Raw genomic sequence first — 15,772 nt, forward strand, 5'->3', positions numbered from 1 at the left:
GCACCTCTACGCCACCACACGAAAACCACTACCCAACAACACAACTCGGCATCACACCGAACCCACACCAATTACCACGCAAAATCCGGGCTAACCTCGCTAACTGTCGAGCACGAACAACAGGAAGGGTTCGGGACGATGTTGAAGGGGTTCAAAGATTTCCTCGCGCGAGGCAACATCGTCGACCTGTCGGTTGCGGTGGTCATCGGCACGGCGTTCACCGCATTGGTCACCAAATTCACCGAAAGCATCATTCAACCGCTCATCAACCGCATCGGCGCGGGCAGTGAGTCCAACTACGGCATTCTGCGGCTCGGCATCGGCGGCGGCGAGACAATCGATCTGAACGTTCTCCTGTCGGCCGCCATCAACTTCATTCTGGTGTCGGCCGTGGTGTATCTCCTCGTCGTGCTGCCGTACAACCGGCTGCGCAAGAAGGGTGAGGTCGAGCAGGCCCAGGACACCGAGCTGGCCCTGCTGACCGAGATCCGCAACATCCTTGCGGAAACCAACGGCACGACCGCTAGGCATATCAGCGGTTCGGGCCCCGGCCCGAGCCCGTGTACATCGAAGACGACAAACGGGGATACAAGCAACGACGTCGACACTTCGTCAACGGAGTAATCTGTCCAATCAACTATGGGAACCGATTCGTTCAGCCGGCTCCGCGGTGACGTAGCTAAGTCGTTGGAAGACGAGATTGGCACGCTCACCCAATAGGGTTTCTTGGCCGCTACAGGTGGTCACGAAATTATGGTCGCTCTCAACAATTGCAGTCGGCGAGCGCCAAAATCGTGCGTCAGAACGAGTCCAAAGCGACGCGCATAGCATCGTTCGTTATGGACCTGCCTGTGGAACTTCACCGCAGCGTTATCTGCTGCCCGGAGTTATACGCGCTACACTCGGCATCGTGAAAGTCACCGGTCGTGCGGCCAGGCGATTGCGATGCGCAGCTGTCATCGCGGTTGCGGCGTTGGCCGTGCTGCTTGGGACCGAGGTTGGTCTTCCGCACGCAGACGCCGTCGAGAGTCATGGAGTCCATGTTCTGCAGGCGTCCTCTTTTACGCAAGCTGCGTCGCCGCTGATAACGGATCATTCTCACCTAATGCCGGACAAGGAGTGCCACTCGGCTCCGCCCGATGTTCTCACTTGTGCGGCTGGACTCCGGGCGGGGACGGATAGGACCGCGTTGGCGATCTCCGCAATCGCCGTCGTTGTCGTGATGGGGGCATGGGCTGCGCTCGGCGCGACGCGCGGGCCGCCCAGTGTGCTTCTTGGCTTCTCTGCGGGTCGCCCCTTGCTGATTCGGAACTGTATCGCTCGTCGCTGACTGGGTAGCGCCAGGCCGCCGTGCTGCGTGCACGCATGGCCGGTGACCGCTACCCCTATTTCTCTTGCCGCGCATCCTTGCGGCAGCGATTAAGAAAGCGACGATTCATATGACTGCAGCTCTACCTTCCCGCACTGGGAAGTTTGTGCGTCCGACTCGGCGTAGCGCCGCGGGCAGATTGCACCGTGCAGCAACCGTGGCCAGTCAGAGCCCCGGAACACTGGTGGGCCGGACGCCGGTGTTGCGAGTGTCGGCGCCGCTGACCAACGCCGACCGTGGCTTCTGGGCCAAATTGGAGGGCTTCAATCCTGGCGGCGGTATGAAAGACCGACCTGCCATGCACATGGTGGAAATGGCTCAGGCCCGCGAGGAACTGCGTCCCGGTGCGCGGATTGTGGAATCTACCAGTGGCACATTGGGTCTGGGGCTGGCCCTGGCTGGGATGGTGCATCGGCATCCGGTCACCCTTGTCACCGATCCGGGAATGGAGCCGATCGTGCGGCGCATGCTGGCCGCCTACGGCGCCGATGTCGATTTAGTGCGCGAGCCTCATCCGGTCGGCGGATGGCAGCAGGCCCGCAAAGACCGAGTGGCCGAACTGCTGGCTGCCGACCCGCCCGCGTGGGTTCCCGACCAATACAGCAATCCCGACAATGTCGACGGCTACCAGCCGCTGGCCCTTGAGTTGCTGGCCCAGCTCGGAAACGTCGACGTGCTGGTGTGCTCAGTGGGGACCGGCGGACACTCGGCGGGAGTAGCGCGCGTGCTTCGCCAGGCCAACCCTAACCTGAAGCTGATCGGGGTGGACACTATCGGGTCGACCATCTTCGGACAGCCGGCCGCAACACGCCTGATGCGAGGGCTGGGATCGAGCATCTACCCCGGCAACGTCGACTACGCAGCCTTCGACGAGGTGCACTGGGTGGCTCCGGCTGAGGCAGTGTGGGCGTGCCGCGCCCTGGCAAAGAGCCACTACGCCAGCGGCGGATGGAGTGTAGGCGCGGTGGCCTTGGTCTCCGGGTGGGCGGCACGCACCTATGAACCCGACACCACGATCGCGGCGGTGTTTCCCGACGGGCCCCAGCGCTATTTCGACACCATCTACAACAACGACTACTGCCGCCGACACAATCTGCTCGGAGGTGACCCACCGCGCCAACCGGCGGTCATCGACCACCCGACCCAGCAGGTGGTGCAGTCATGGACCCGTTGTGTCACGGTCGTAGACCCGGCTCAGTGATGCTGAAGGGCGTCTTGCCAAGTACATCGGCCTCGGTCATAACAGGGATGTCTCCCGACCGCTAGACACGGCGGACCACGGCCGCGCATGGACTGGCGACTCGGCCCTTTTGGACGACTCGACTCGCAAAGTGCCCGCGCTGAAGTTTTTCGGGAACGACGATCGGAATCAAAGCATTCGCAAATGGGCTCCGACCATTTCGGTCGAGATGGAAATGCCGACAACAAGAGGAGGTGCCGACCACCATTCATCGAAGGCCAAATCTGATTTGAAGACATTCTTCTGGAAGGAAATCCGACCATGATTCGAGCAAACCAATTGCGTCGACCGATTCAGGTGCTTACCGGCGCCCTGGCCATCGCCGGCGGACTAACTCTGGCCGCCGGCGTAGTCCCCGCTTCTGCTCAGGCAGCACCGGTGTCGGGCCCGGCCGTTGACTACAGTCTGAACGGACCTCACGGCGGCGGACACGGCGGCGGACACGGCGGCGGACACGGCGGCGGACACGGCGGCGGACACGGCAACGGCGGGCCAAGGTATGGCGGAGGCCATGGATTTTTCTCGCCTCCTCTGCCACATCAATACTGTGTGCCCTTCCTACCGTGCCGATGACACATGAAGCGGTCGAGGGTACGGCATACCGTTGCGTGAGTGACGGTATGCCGTACCCCTCGGCGTCGTGCATCGCGTCGCCCTGAGCCGCTTTCAGCCGGGTCTGCGACCGCAGAATCGAAAAATCTGTGCACTCGGAAAGCAGCCAGTCGGCTCTGGGTTTCGGCGCCCAGCTCATGCGGTCGCGCGCTGAGTTGACGGCCATCGAGGTTAACAGCGCGGCAAACAAGTCAGCCGGACAACGGTCCCGGTGGACCATAGGGCGGCGATAGTTGAGTTCAATGACCAGCAGGACCGCCGGTGAGTGGTTGTTGAGCCTGACACCCTTGGGGAAGTAGTCCCCGCAGCAGTCTGTGGGTGTTCTCGTTGCTGCCGCGTTGCCAGGGTCGACCCCTCAAACGAACCTTACACGGTTAGCCCTAGCCGCCCGATTCCGCCGCCTCTGGTCGCTGGCCGCTTGGATCCTCCAAAACCGGTGCGGGCGTAGGAGTTACGTCAGGAGCTTCCGACTCAACTGCGGGAGTACCATCGGATGGTTGACCGCTCGGGTCCTCCAGTGCCGCAATGTGGCCCACACCGGAGGAGTTCACACCCGGGGTATGCGTGGGGACAGGTGCCCCTAGAGCGGAGAGCCCGTAACGCGTATTCGACGATGTAAGAGGGTTTGTCTTGTGAGGACTGTTGCCAAGTTTGCTGCCAGGTAGCCCGTGGGCCGCCGAGGCAGGGTCGGCGTTGCTGGCGACGTTCAGACCCCGCGAATCAGTGATCGCCGGCGACGGCGGCAGAATCACGTAGTAGGTAGCGCTGTAACTCCCTGGCACTGCCGGCAGAAATCCGAAAGTGGGAGCAGGAAAGAAAGGCGGTGGTGGTGGCGGCGCTGGCTGGGCGTCCGCCATGGGTAGGGGGGCAAGGGTGAACAGCGCAGCAAAACCAGTCGCCGCGCCGAATATACGTCGCTTCGCGCAAACCATGGTCTCACCTCAAATTTTGATCGGATCGCCGTAAATGGCGAAATTGCTGTGAGCGGCGTCCGTCGAGATGCGCAGGTAAGCGTAGGAACGGACGGTAACATCGCCTCCGCATGCGTCAGCCTTGATGTGCAGATTGTCGACGTCAAGCATACCCGTGCCGCCCTCGTTGAGGACCATGTTGGCCAACGGAAGATCGACGATCACGCCTGGCTGTAGAACCGTCTGGACGAATCCCGCTACACCAGAGCTCACACCGGCACTGACCGACGGGTCGGGGAGGCCGACGCCTACCGTCGGTGCAATGCCCCCCGTACCACCGATCTGCAGACCAGTCGACACGTCGGTTTGGCAGCCCAGCTGGTACCCGGCGATGAAGAGGCTGTCTGTGATCGGACTTGATCCACCGGTCGCGGTGGCCGTTGCGTCGAACGTGACAAACGCCTCCCTCGAGTTTGCGGCTGCGGCGAGATTGGGTACTGAGTTCACTTTCTCGCGGTCGATCCGGATGTTCAATTGCCAGCCATCGCGGGTGTTTTTGCTAAAAACCTTGGGCGCCATATCTATCGGCTCGGCGTGCACAGTTGCAGCCCCAAATACGCAAACGGTCATCGCAAGCGGAGCCAATCCTATGATCCTTTTGAGCAGTGCCACGTAATCTCCTTGCTTCCCTGTTACGGCTGAGCGACATACGATCGCCCGAACCCACGTCGTACGACTAGCTTTCGTTCTGGCACGAGAAGTTCGTCGGCTCGGCGGGTTCCTTGTGGCGACCTGTCGTTGCGGTGAAAGGCATCCTCAAGATACGACGCCTCTACTCCCAGTGCCGAGTTGGTTACATCAAGTTAACAAGGACCGGCGAAGGGCTGCTGGGCGAAGAGACGAACTCGGCTCAGCATGACTTAGCCCTATGGTAGTGGGATACCGCGTTCGGCCGACATTTATCTGTCGCCATACTCTCTTTGTCGGACATGGTATTTCACCGCGGTGATCGCCTAGGGTGCAAATTTCCCGGCAAAGGCGTCGGCCCGCGATAAGTCTGAGCAACCAGCATGCCGCCGAGGCGCCTAGGGGGTTGACGAAGCTGAGATGTGAGCGGACCGACAGTCTGCTGCACACGTCGCGAGACACTGAGTGAACATCTCTGTAACACCTAGGAAATAAATACTGTGATGCCGACACGGCGGTCGAGGATACCGATCTCTGCACTGAGTCGTTCCGGGCATGTTCTGTCGTTGAATTCGGGCCCTTCGTCGGGTCGGGTGCGTGAGCGTGCGCCAGTCCCACGACGACCTCGGGAGGATTGGACAAGCATCGCGTCCATCATGACCGAGAGCCATTCGTCGGCATCGCGATTCGAGGTCACGATGGTCGCGCTGCGTTGATGTCTGGCGACGATGCTCGGGCTCATCGAAAGTCCCCAGGTGTCCTCGCTGAGATTCCCCACCTGTGAGCAGCGGTCAGTGTAGTGGTTCGCGGGTGCCGGTAGCGGCTCGGCGGAGGGTTTCGGCGGCAGCGTGGTGGTCGCGGAGTCGGTATAAAGCCGACAGATCGATGACAGTGGAATCGTTTGACGCCGTCGAGGATTCATTCGCGCGCCCGCTGTCGTCACGGAGTCACAGTAGTTGGGTGGCAGCGGCTTTGGCTGCCGGTCGCGGTGGGATGCGTTCCTTGCGGCGATGCGGGGGCCTGGTGGCCGCCGTCGCCATCGCTGCGGCGTCCAACGCGATGACATGGCCGCAATCGCAGACCATCACCCCCGGCCCCGTCGGCAGCCAGCCGGTGCCGCGCGATCACGATTCCGCCTGACGGTGGCGATGTCGCAGGACTGGCCACCGACCGGATGCGACACCACCACTTGGGCGGCGGCCCGCGCAGCGGCGCATCGCGAAACGGGAGCCCCCGCGGACGCACTCGTTTTGGTAGAGCCCAATAGTGGTTTCCGCGAGCCTTATCGAGGGCGTCCCCCACCGTGCCGACCGACCACATGGTTTCAGGAGGTACGCTCGGCACCCGTTGGGGACAGCGGCAGGGTGACGGTGAACGCGGTGCCTTTGCCGATGCCGTCGCTGGCCGCGGCGACGCGTCCGTTGTGGGCCTCGACCAGCGCCTTGACGATGGCTAATCCGATTCCGCCTCCGCCGTAGCCCCGGTCGCGGGCGAGATCGGCTCGATAGAACCGTTCGAACACATGGGGTAAATGTTCGGCCGGGATGCCTTCACCGCTGTCGACGACCGAAAGCGTGAAAACAGTGCCGTCCGCAGCCGCGCGTATCTCGACGCGTCCTCCCGGCGGCGTGTGGCGCAGCGCATTGTCAAGCAGGTTGCCTAGGACCTGAGATAGCCGTTGCGGGTCACCCCATAGCGGGGGCAGGTTCGCAGGTAACGTGGCGACTAGATCAACGTGTTTGCTCCGATAGCGTTCCTGCGCGGCTGTCACGGCAGCATCGATCAGCTGGGGCACGTCAATCCAGCTAAAGGCCATCGAGAAGGCACTTTCTTCGGCTTGGGCGAGCGCAGCGGTGTCCTCGGAGAACCGCACTAGCCGGCGGGTCTGGTCGCGCAGCATCGCGGTGGTCTGTGGGGTAAGCGACCGCACGCCGTCTTCGAGCGCGTCCACGTAGGCGTCCAGCACCGAGGCGGGGGTGCGGATCTCGTGGGCGAGGTCGCTGAACAACTGGCGCCGTGTGGCGTCGACTGTCTGTAGCCGGGCCGCCATCTGGTTGAACGAGTCAACGAGCGTGTCGAAATCCTCGTCGAGGCGGGTAGGCGAAACCCGGATGTCGTATCGGCCGTGGGCGACCGCGGTCGCAGCGGCGGCGACCTCGGTGACCGATCGCTGGAGCCGACGGCTGACATACCAACTGACCGCCAGCGCCATCAGCACGGAAATGGCAAGGGCGCCGCCCACGGCCACGGCGGTGGCCCCTCTGTAGGCATGGTCGGCATGTGTTTCAAGGAACGAGCCGGCGGGCACCGCGTCATGCATGTGCTTCTTAAAGAGCTGCGGTCCGACGACGGCGGCAATTCCCCAGGTGACCACCGCACCGGCGGCGAGCACCAGTGTCTGGGCGAGCAGTAATCGCAGCCCGATGCTGGGCCGGCGCAAGAACCGGGGCGGCTTAGCTCCCGGTGTGGTGTTGTTACTCATTGGCCAATTCCCGTCCGAAATTTAACGTCGCTGACCTTCGATCGCACTGCAATTTCTCGTCGCTGTGTTCGGTCGACTGCTTGCCGAAGGCTTGGCCGAGCCGATCTCGACAATGTGCACTCCTATCCAAGCTATATCGCGGGGCAAGACTGTTATCGCGATGCTAGAGGTCACTCGGTCGACTGCCCGTTCCGAGTCGCATACTAGGTCGCCGCATAGCATTACGAGGCCTGTGCCGACCGCGGCGGCCGGGGCGAAGGCTTGAGCTTTCGGCACTCGGTGTTCAGTCAAGTTGCGTCCAGGCGAGAAGTGCATGAGGGAGGCGCCGACACGACTGCTGCTAGTCGGCTGGGGTTTCGGTGCCGTCTCCACTCTCCGTCTGCATAGTGCGCGGTCGGCGTAGCATCGCGAGGATGCGTGCGATGAGTTCGCGGGGCCTGAAGGGCTTAATTACGTAGTCGTCGGCGCCCACCGACAATCCAATCAGTGTGTCCGCCTCGCTGTCCCGAGCGGTCAACATCACAACATAGGCGTCGGAGAAGGTGCGTAGCTGGCGGCAGGTTTCAATCCCGTCGATCCCCGGCAAGCCCAGATCAAGAACAACGACATCAGGATGGAACGCGCGGGCCAAAGTGAGCGCATCGTAACCGTCGTGAGCGATACATACTTCGAATTGCTCATGCTCGAGGTAACTGGCGACCACTCCGGCCAGCGGAATTTCGTTGTCGACCACTAATGCCCGATGACCGGCGCCGGTCACTGAAGTCTGCGGCACTGTTTCCATCCGTCCATAATGCCTGCTGCGATCCTGTGGTATCCAATCCCGGCGCTTGACAGATTCCCATGGAATATTCCCACGACTCACATGCGTTCTGCGGCCGCACAGGCTTCTCTCCGGACAGCGCAGCCCAAGTAGGTTCAAGCCGCTGTCTCAAGCCGTCCGGTCTTTCGCAACAAATAACACTTCAGGCAGGTGTCGATTCGTAATGCACAGGTGGGCTGCTTGGCTCCGTTTCTCGGGTCGTGATGCTGTTACAGTCGGGTCATAGGAAGTTTTAGCGGCACCTCGACGGGCCTCTACCTGAAGTCCACCGTTCTCGTGTTCGGCGCGGCGGTGGTACTCGTTCTGGGCGCCAGAGTCGCCCTGCCATCGTGTGAACCCTCCCCGGTCCATTCACATCCCTCGGTATCGGCATCTGCGGATCGTTTTGTCGGTTTTGTCGCGCTGACCAGTCACGACCATATTGAACGTGAGTCAATCTGTGCGTCGGACATGTCAGCTGCTGCGGCGGTCTTATCGCGAATCGCGCCGCTCGCCGGTTCCGACTTCACCGCGATGGCCGCCATCGCGCCTGCCGGGTGGCTCGCGGACATGCTGTCACCGATGATGCGGGCGTCGCCTAGTCGGCTCGCTCCTTCGTTGACCGGCAGACAGATTTTGTCCCGATTGTGTATCACTATTCGCTGACCGGTCATCGTCAAACCGATGGCTCCGCTGCCATCACGGTTGGTGACCGCCGTCATTGTCAGCTGCCGCGCTCTGCCGCGGCTTCACGCAGAAGCGATGATCATGAACTCTGCTCTATCTTCTGAAAACAACCGACCTATAACTTCTCAGCCTGTTGCGCTGGGCACGCAGGGACGGGCCAACACGATTGTCGGCACCACGCCGGTGTTGCGGGTATCTGCGCCATTCAGTGACCCGGACCGCGGCTTCTGGGCCAAGCTCGAGGGACTTAATCCCGGTGGAATGAAGGACCGTCCCGCGCTGCACATGGTGGAACGAGCTCGTGCACGCGGAGATCTGCTACCCGGTGCGCGAATCGTCGAATCCACCAGCGGCACCATGGGCTTGGGTTTGGCGCTGGCCGGGACCGTGTACGGGCATCCGGTCACCGTGGTCACCGATCCCGGCATGGAACCGATCATCGAGCGCATGCTCACTGCCTACGGCGCCCAGCTCGATCTCGTCGCCGAGCCTCACCCGGTCGGCGGGTGGCAACAGGCGCGCAAGGATCGCGTCGCCGAGCTATTGGCCGAAGATCCACATAGCTGGTATCCAGACCAGTACAACAACCCCGACAACGTCGATGCCTACCGACCACTGGCCTTAGAGCTTATCTCCCAATTGGGAAATATCGACGTACTGGTGTGCTCGGTGGGAACGGGTGGACACTCGGCGGGGGTGGCGCGGGTGCTGCGCGAATACAACCCTGACCTGAAGCTGATCGGCGTGGACACCATCGGCTCCACCATCTTCGGGCAACCAGCCGCCACGCGACTGATGCGCGGCCTCGGATCCAGCATCTACCCCAGAAACGTCGACTATCCCGCCTTCAACGAAGCACACTGGGTCGCCCCCGCAGAGGCGGTATGGGCATGTCGTGCCCTGGCTTCGACCCACTACGCCAGTGGCGGCTGGAGTGTGGGGGCGGTGGCACTAGTCGCGGGCTGGGCCGTCCGGACACACTCGCGCGACACCATAATCGCGGCAGTCTTCCCGGACGGGCCGCAACGCTACTTCGACACTATCTATAACGACGACTACTGCCGCGAGCACGGTCTGCTCGACGTCGAGCCGCCGAGCGAACCGGACGTCATCAGTCACCCCACCGAACGCGTCGTGCAATCCTGGACCCGCTGCCCCGTCGTCATCGACCCGGCCGCCGGAAAGCGTTGATAAGCGTCATCGGTCAGTTCCGCAGCTTTGATGCGCCGAGCCGGATATTGATGATCAATCAGTTCGGCATCAACCTGGGCTTCTACATGCTCATGCCCTATCTGGCCGGCTACCTCGCCGGCCCGTTAGGGCTGGCGGCCTGGGCGATCGGGCTCGTATACGGCGTACGTAACTTCTCACAGCAGGGCATGTTCATCGTCGGAGGCACACTGGCCGACCGGCTCGGCTACAAACCGCTGATCGTGGCCGGCTGCCTACTTCGCACCGCAGGATTCGCGCTACTGGCGTTTGCTCAGTCCCTGCCGATCGTTCTCGTGGCCTCGGCGGCAACCGGTTTCGCAGGCGCGCTGTTCAATCCCGCGGTGCGCGCCTACCTGGCTGCCGATGCCGGCGAGCGGCGGTTGGAAGCGTTTGCATTGTTCAACATCTTCTACCAAGCCGGGATTTTGCTCGGCCCGCTGGTGGGAGTCGCGTTGATGGTGTTTGACTTTCGCATCACCGCACTGGCCGCAGCTGTCGTGTTCGCGGGACTGACCGTTGCACAATTGGTGGCGTTACCTCAACATAGAGCGGATGAGGTTTTAGTGAAGACCTCCATCGTAGACGACCGGCGAACAGTGGTGAGGAATCGGTCGTTTCTGCTGTTCGCAGCGGCGATGATCGGCTCCTACGTTTTGTCCTTTCAGATCTACCTCACCCTGCCCTTACAGGCCAAGTATTTGGCACCGAACCGCGAAGCTTGGCTTGTGGCAGCCACTTTCGTAGTATCCGGAGTTGTAGCGGTGGCCGGACAGCTGCGTATCACCCGCTGGTTCGCGGCGCGATGGAGAGCCGGGCACAGCCTGGTCATTGGCATGATGGTGCTGGCCATCTCCTTCGTGCCGCTGGCCGTGTTCCCGGATGCAGACCGACTCGGTACCGCCGTAGCGGTGGCCGCGCTGATCACGTCGGCGGCCCTACTGGCAGTCGGCTCAGCTGCCGTCTTCCCGTTCGAAATGGACACCGTCGTATCACTGAGCAACGGACGCCTGGTGGCTACCCACTACGGGTTCTACAACACCATTATCGGCATCGGTATCCTCTTCGGAAACCTCGCCGCCGGCTCCATCCTGGGCGCGGCGCGAGACATCGGATGGAGCGAACTCGTCTGGGCCGCGCTGATTGTCATCGGCGTGATGTCGGCAGCTGCCTTATACCGCCTCGACCGTAAGCATCATTTGCGGCCCACCGACGGTTGAGGGGCAGGTACGAAGGGTCACTACTTAGCTTGTCACTCAATGCGTCGAGCGCTCGATCATATTGAGCCACAACGGATTCAGCGTCAGGTTGGTTGAAGATGGAGTGCAGCAGCGTGCACACCCACGGCCAGGAAGCCTTCGGGGTGACCGACATCAGGTTGATCGTGCAGTGGGTTCTGCATCGCTGCCAGGCCACCCCAGGCAGGGTGGCGCCGATCGCGGCCATCAGTCCCCGGTGAGCGTCGCTGGTCACCAGCGCGAACCCCGATAGGCCGCGAGCGACCAGATCGCGGAAGAACGCCAGCCATGCCCGCCACGTCTTCGGCCGAGGTCACCTCCGCACCGAGGATCTCTCGGTAGCCCCTCGGCATTCACGCATCCTCTTGCGGTACCCGACCCGCGCATATCAGTCTGACACCGCCGTCGTTGACCAACGACCGCCGACAGCACGCCGACACCCGATCAAACGAACCCCCGGCACCGAACCGGAGCGGCTTTCACCTACCTCTTGACAACCATGCCTACATATCAAGTGTAGTGGAGGAAGGCCGCCATGCCGGCGTCCAGGTGATACGTGTTGTGGCAGTGGACGAGCCACCGACCGGGGTTATCGGTGTCGAAGTCGACTTCGACGGTTTGCATCGGCGGCACCAATACTGTGTCTTTGCGGGCCGTCCGCCCGGTGGGCCGAATGACCTGAAACGTGTGGCCGTGCAGATGCATCGGATGAAACATCATGGACTCGTTGGCATATCGTATGCGCACCCGCTGGCCGCCCCGGATAGGATAGCCGCCGTTCGGCGGATCGTACAGCTTGCCGTTGATCGGCCAGTCGTAGCGGTTCACCGGGCCGGCTAGCCGCATGTCGATGATGTCGTCCGGATCGCGTTGCGGTAGTTGAACTTCGGGTGTGGCCATCAACTGTGAGGTGTCCAAGGGGATACCGTTCCGCAGGGCGGCGATGAACTGAGCGACGTTGACACCGCTCGGTGCGCCATTGACGCGCATGTTCAATTGAGCGTAGCCCGCTTTCTGCTCTGCGGCGGCGACCACCGGAACCGAGGTGCCGAGCGTGATCGTGGCGTCCACCCGCTCACCCATACCCAGGAGCACCGACTCGGCTTGCGCTGGGGCCACCGGAAAACCATCGGTATGGGTGACGTTCAGAACATGGTTGGGCACCGCTACCCGAAACGCGGTGTCGGACGCCACGTTCATCACCCGCAGCCGAATGCGTTGCCCAGTACGAAAATCCAGCACCTTCGGATCTGCCGCGATCCTGCCATTGATGAGATAGTAGGGGTAAGTGACGTCCCCGCCGTCGTCGCCGAGCGGTCTGGTTGCCCTGACGCCAGCATCGGGACCAATGCCGGCCATTCCACCCATGTCTGCCATGCCGGTCTTCTTCAAGTCTGCTAGTACTTGATCGGGATCAGTGCCTGTGCCGTCGATCCAGTCGTCGAGCATGATTATCAGCTCGTGGTCGTAATCGGTGCGTTCGTCGGGGTCCTCGATGATCAACGGACCGTACAGCCCCCGATCCAGCTGGGTGCCGACATGGGAGTGGTACATGTATGTCCCCGCATCGGGCACGGCGAACTCGTAGGTAAAACGCTTTCCGGACGGGATCGGCGGCTGAGTGAGCACCGGCACACCGTCCATATCGTTGCGGAGCGCCACACCATGCCAATGAATCGTGGTGTCGACCGGTAACTGGTTTGTCACCTGGGCTCGCAGCGTCTCGCCCTTGCGAACGCGGATCTCCCTGCCAGGAAGCTCCCTGCCGTATGCCCAAGTGCCTACTATGACGCCGCCTAGGTCGATTTCGGTGGCGGTCGGCTCGAGAGTGACGTCGACTGCGTCGGCCGCTCTGGCCGATTCGGACCGCGGCGAGCAGGCGACCGCCAAGCCGGCGGCGGCGGACAATGTCAGGAACCCTCGCCGATCGATCATGCTGTCAGTATGCCAGCGTGCCGCCCTGAGCCGTGGCGTGCACCGCTGGAACAGCATGAATCGGACACGATCTGTGTGGAACAAACTCTCGCCTGGAGCGGCTGCTGGGCGACGCGGAGCTGGAGAGAGACGCTCTTCGGGAGACCGCGAACAATTTTTGAGCCAAGCTGCCAAGCGCGCGCCGTGGACATGCTCAAGACACGTTGAGCATGTCGGAGCGGCTGGCGTGCAAGGCCGTTGGGCCAGCCCCGATGTCAGCAGGCTCTACCCCGCTATGGATGAGATTCGGCGGTGCCCTCGTGTCCAAACTTGGCGTGCGGTACCGGCCGCGGGGCCAAGGTACCGGGCTTTCGGCCCAACCGGGCGCACTGTGGCTCGGTGGTGCATGGCACCCCCCGTATTGCGGGGACATCCGGATTGCCCGGGATGGGCTGCAACGGCGAGCGCGGTGCAAGGTGCGGTATGCACGACAGGCTGAACACGTCAACTTCTTCTCCGTTAGGGCAGGGAGCCGCCGGCGTGATCAGATCACTGCTGGTAACGGCTAATGTCGGCACCGATGCGATCGCAGCGAGGACTCCACCGGCCAAGACAAGCCGAAGCCAGTGCTCACGGCGGGTAGCTGAAGGTCCAGTATCGCACGCACTCTGACGCTTCATGTTGGACCACTTTCTCTACGGAACTATCACGTACGTGATAAATCCGATACTACTGAGTTTCTCAGCATCGTGTCTCACCCTAATGTCACTACGGCGTGGACTTCGGCTCCGTAAAACAGGAAACGTGAACACGGGTCTGCGCCACGATCCGGTGACAGTCGGATCACGCGGCCTGACTGGCCGGGGTGGTTATGATTGCTTCGTATTCGATGGGGGCCAATCGCCTGAGTGCCGTTTGTCGGCGGCGTCCGTAATAGGTGCGTTCGATCCAGGTGACGATTGCGATCGTTGTTCCTTCCTCGTGTACCAGCGGCGGCGGTCGAGGACATTCAGGTTGAAGAAAAGCTCTCTATGGCGGCGGTACCGACGCGGCACATGGAGCCGACCATGCTGCGTCAGTGGAGCGCCTGGACGGTCTTTCGGCTGCAAACCTAGAGGACCGCTCCCATAACTCCGCTGAATTAGTGGTGCTCTCACCCGGCTGGGTGCCTCGTCGATATCGCTTGGCGTATTGTCTGTCTGCGTCATCGGATGCACACCGAAATCGGTGGCATCTTGCTCGATCTTCACATCGTCGTCGCGATTGCGCATTCGACGGCCAAGTAAAAGTCTCCGTTGGTGGTAGGAGAAGTCCCCACTCCGTTGGCGGGTGATTGGCTAATTCTTGTTGGCTCCCTTCTTGTGGTCGGCCTAGCGCATCCGGTAGGACTCACCGGAGGTGACGACGATACTGGCGTGGTGCAGCAGGCGGTCGAGGATGCTGGCGGCGGTAGTGTCCTCCGGCAGTATGAATCGCCGCGGGTTTGATGCACACCGGTTATTGGTGTGCAGCCGCTGATCGCGGCTGTGTTTGTAGCGTAGTAGATGGTCTCGTATTCGATAGGTGGGATGCGGCCCAGGCGGTGCATGAGCCGGTCGGTGTTGTACCAGTGCACCCACTCGGCGGTGAGCAGTTCGACGTCGGCCAGGCGGTGCAGGGGGCCTCGCCGGAACGGTGAGTCCTCGCGGACGGCTTCGGTCTTGTAGAGCCCTATGGTCGTCTCCGCCAGAGCGTTGTCGAAGGCATCCCCGACCGTGCCGATCGAGGCCACCAATCCGGACAGCGCAGGGTTCCCCCGAACCGCACAGAAGTGTATTGAGACCCTGCATCGCTGTGATGAATAGTGTTGCCAGCAAAGGATTCCCCTCGTTGAGGCGGAGTTGTGCGGCATGGCGGATCGCTTGTCGAACGAATCGGTCCTCCTTGCTCGCTGAGCAGGTCCATCCCACGATCCGGCCGGCGTAGGCGTCCACGGCCAACGCGGTGTACACAAACGCCCCGCTGGATAACCGGACGTAGGTGAAGTCAGCCACCAGCAGCACGTTGGGTGCAGGCACCCGGAACTGGCGTTTGACCAGATCTGCGGCCCGTGCGGCGGTCGGATCCGCGTTCGTGGTGCGGATCTTCTTTCGGCGAGTGATCCCGTGCCAACCGTTGGCCCACATCAGGCGCTCCACGGTGCAGCGGGCTACGGCGATGCCCTGGCATTGCAGGTGAGCCCACATTTTGGTGGCCCCGTACAGCGACTCCGGCTTACGCCGTCCGTGCTCGTCGGGCTCGTAGAAGCCAGCCAGCACCTCGGTGATGACGGTGTCCCACAGCGTCCGCGCCGACGGGGGTCGGGTCAGCCAGCGTAGAAGGTTCTCGGGGCGATTGCGCAGCCGTGCTCGGTGAGCACGCGGCAAATCGGAGCGACCCCGAACCGAGCGCGATGCTCGGCGATGAACGCACAGATCAGCGGTGTCGCGGGTCGCTCTCCCGCACGAAGAAACTTGTTGCGGCCTTGAGGATTTCGATGGTTTGCTCAAGGGCGTGTCATTCCATCTGTGTAAGTCCGGGGTGGTCCAAGATCGGACCGCCGTTCGGGCGGACAGAAGGAGTGATTTGTGACCAAGGCCATA

10 protein-coding genes and 6 pseudogenes are annotated in these 15,772 nt (G+C 62.1%); 6 read left to right on the forward strand and 10 right to left on the reverse strand.

The annotated features are described in order from the left end of the window. The first annotated feature begins 138 nt into the window (after positions 1 to 138). The 3 genes from mscL (at position 139) to RMCN_RS02685 (ending at position 2,570) form a co-directional block, all read left to right on the forward strand. Complete coding sequence (gene mscL, locus RMCN_RS02680) at positions 139 to 624, forward strand: large-conductance mechanosensitive channel protein MscL (RefSeq protein ID WP_067387089.1); 486 nt, start codon at positions 139 to 141, stop codon at positions 622 to 624. 286 nt (positions 625 to 910) lie between these two features. After that, positions 911 to 1,330, forward strand: a complete 420-nt coding sequence (gene lpqS / locus RMCN_RS32200; protein WP_457920651.1) for a putative copper homeostasis (lipo)protein LpqS — start codon at positions 911 to 913, stop codon at positions 1,328 to 1,330. Between the two features lie 196 nt (positions 1,331 to 1,526). Next, entirely contained in the window at positions 1,527 to 2,570 is a 1,044-nt protein-coding gene (locus RMCN_RS02685) for a PLP-dependent cysteine synthase family protein (protein ID WP_234787543.1), read from the forward strand. 1,592 nt (positions 2,571 to 4,162) lie between these two features. On the opposite strand, the gene RMCN_RS02705 is transcribed toward RMCN_RS02685, so the two are convergent. From RMCN_RS02705 to RMCN_RS02720, 5 genes and pseudogenes are all read right to left on the reverse strand, one after another. Next, complete coding sequence (locus RMCN_RS02705) at positions 4,163 to 4,762, reverse strand: MspA family porin (protein WP_067387100.1); 600 nt, start codon at positions 4,760 to 4,762, stop codon at positions 4,163 to 4,165. Between the two features lie 541 nt (positions 4,763 to 5,303). Beyond that, on the reverse strand, positions 5,304 to 5,561 hold the full coding sequence (locus tag RMCN_RS32065; RefSeq protein ID WP_131808489.1) for a hypothetical protein: 258 nt from the start codon (positions 5,559 to 5,561) through the stop codon (positions 5,304 to 5,306). Between the two features lie 49 nt (positions 5,562 to 5,610). Next, positions 5,611 to 6,020 (reverse strand): annotated as a pseudogene (locus RMCN_RS32070) (hypothetical protein); the annotation flags it as partial. A 123-nt stretch (positions 6,021 to 6,143) separates the two neighbouring features. Then, a complete protein-coding gene (locus RMCN_RS02715; RefSeq protein ID WP_067387095.1) occupies positions 6,144 to 7,301 on the reverse strand; it encodes a sensor histidine kinase in 1,158 nt (385 codons plus the stop codon). Between the two features lie 376 nt (positions 7,302 to 7,677). After that, positions 7,678 to 8,085, reverse strand: a pseudogene (locus RMCN_RS02720) (response regulator transcription factor); the annotation flags it as partial. A gap of 330 nt (positions 8,086 to 8,415) precedes the next feature. Between RMCN_RS02720 and lpqS (RMCN_RS32205) the strand changes: the two are divergent. From lpqS (RMCN_RS32205) to RMCN_RS02735, 3 genes are all read left to right on the forward strand, one after another. Continuing rightward, a complete protein-coding gene (gene lpqS / locus RMCN_RS32205; protein ID WP_457920652.1) occupies positions 8,416 to 8,769 on the forward strand; it encodes a putative copper homeostasis (lipo)protein LpqS in 354 nt (117 codons plus the stop codon). Between the two features lie 102 nt (positions 8,770 to 8,871). Further along, positions 8,872 to 9,981: a PLP-dependent cysteine synthase family protein gene (locus RMCN_RS02730; protein WP_067387104.1), complete on the forward strand. Its 1,110-nt coding sequence runs from the start codon at positions 8,872 to 8,874 to the stop codon at positions 9,979 to 9,981. After that, the gene (locus RMCN_RS02735; protein ID WP_067387107.1) at positions 9,981 to 11,219 is read left to right on the forward strand and encodes an MDR family MFS transporter; all 1,239 of its coding nucleotides are present in this window, start codon (positions 9,981 to 9,983) and stop codon (positions 11,217 to 11,219) included. Before RMCN_RS02730 ends, RMCN_RS02735 begins: the two co-directional genes overlap by 1 nt. Here the strand turns inward: RMCN_RS02735 and RMCN_RS02740 are convergent. The 5 genes and pseudogenes from RMCN_RS02740 to RMCN_RS02750 all read right to left on the reverse strand — a co-directional run. Further along, a pseudogene (locus RMCN_RS02740) lies at positions 11,212 to 11,581 on the reverse strand (transposase); the annotation flags it as partial. The gene RMCN_RS02735 and the pseudogene RMCN_RS02740 sit on opposite strands and share 8 nt — an antisense overlap. Before the next feature lie 166 nt (positions 11,582 to 11,747). Beyond that, positions 11,748 to 13,172: a multicopper oxidase family protein gene (locus RMCN_RS02745; protein ID WP_067387098.1), complete on the reverse strand. Its 1,425-nt coding sequence runs from the start codon at positions 13,170 to 13,172 to the stop codon at positions 11,748 to 11,750. 822 nt (positions 13,173 to 13,994) lie between these two features. After that, a pseudogene (locus RMCN_RS31330) lies at positions 13,995 to 14,214 on the reverse strand (IS3 family transposase); the annotation flags it as partial. Between the two features lie 307 nt (positions 14,215 to 14,521). Next, a pseudogene (locus RMCN_RS30955) lies at positions 14,522 to 14,617 on the reverse strand (ATP-binding protein); the annotation flags it as partial. A 68-nt stretch (positions 14,618 to 14,685) separates the two neighbouring features. After that, positions 14,686 to 15,680 (reverse strand): annotated as a pseudogene (locus RMCN_RS02750) (IS3 family transposase); the annotation flags it as partial. Between the last annotated feature and the right edge of the window lie 92 nt (positions 15,681 to 15,772).

This window comes from Mycolicibacterium novocastrense, from assembly GCF_001570485.1.
Classification (GTDB): domain Bacteria; phylum Actinomycetota; class Actinomycetes; order Mycobacteriales; family Mycobacteriaceae; genus Mycobacterium; species Mycobacterium novocastrense.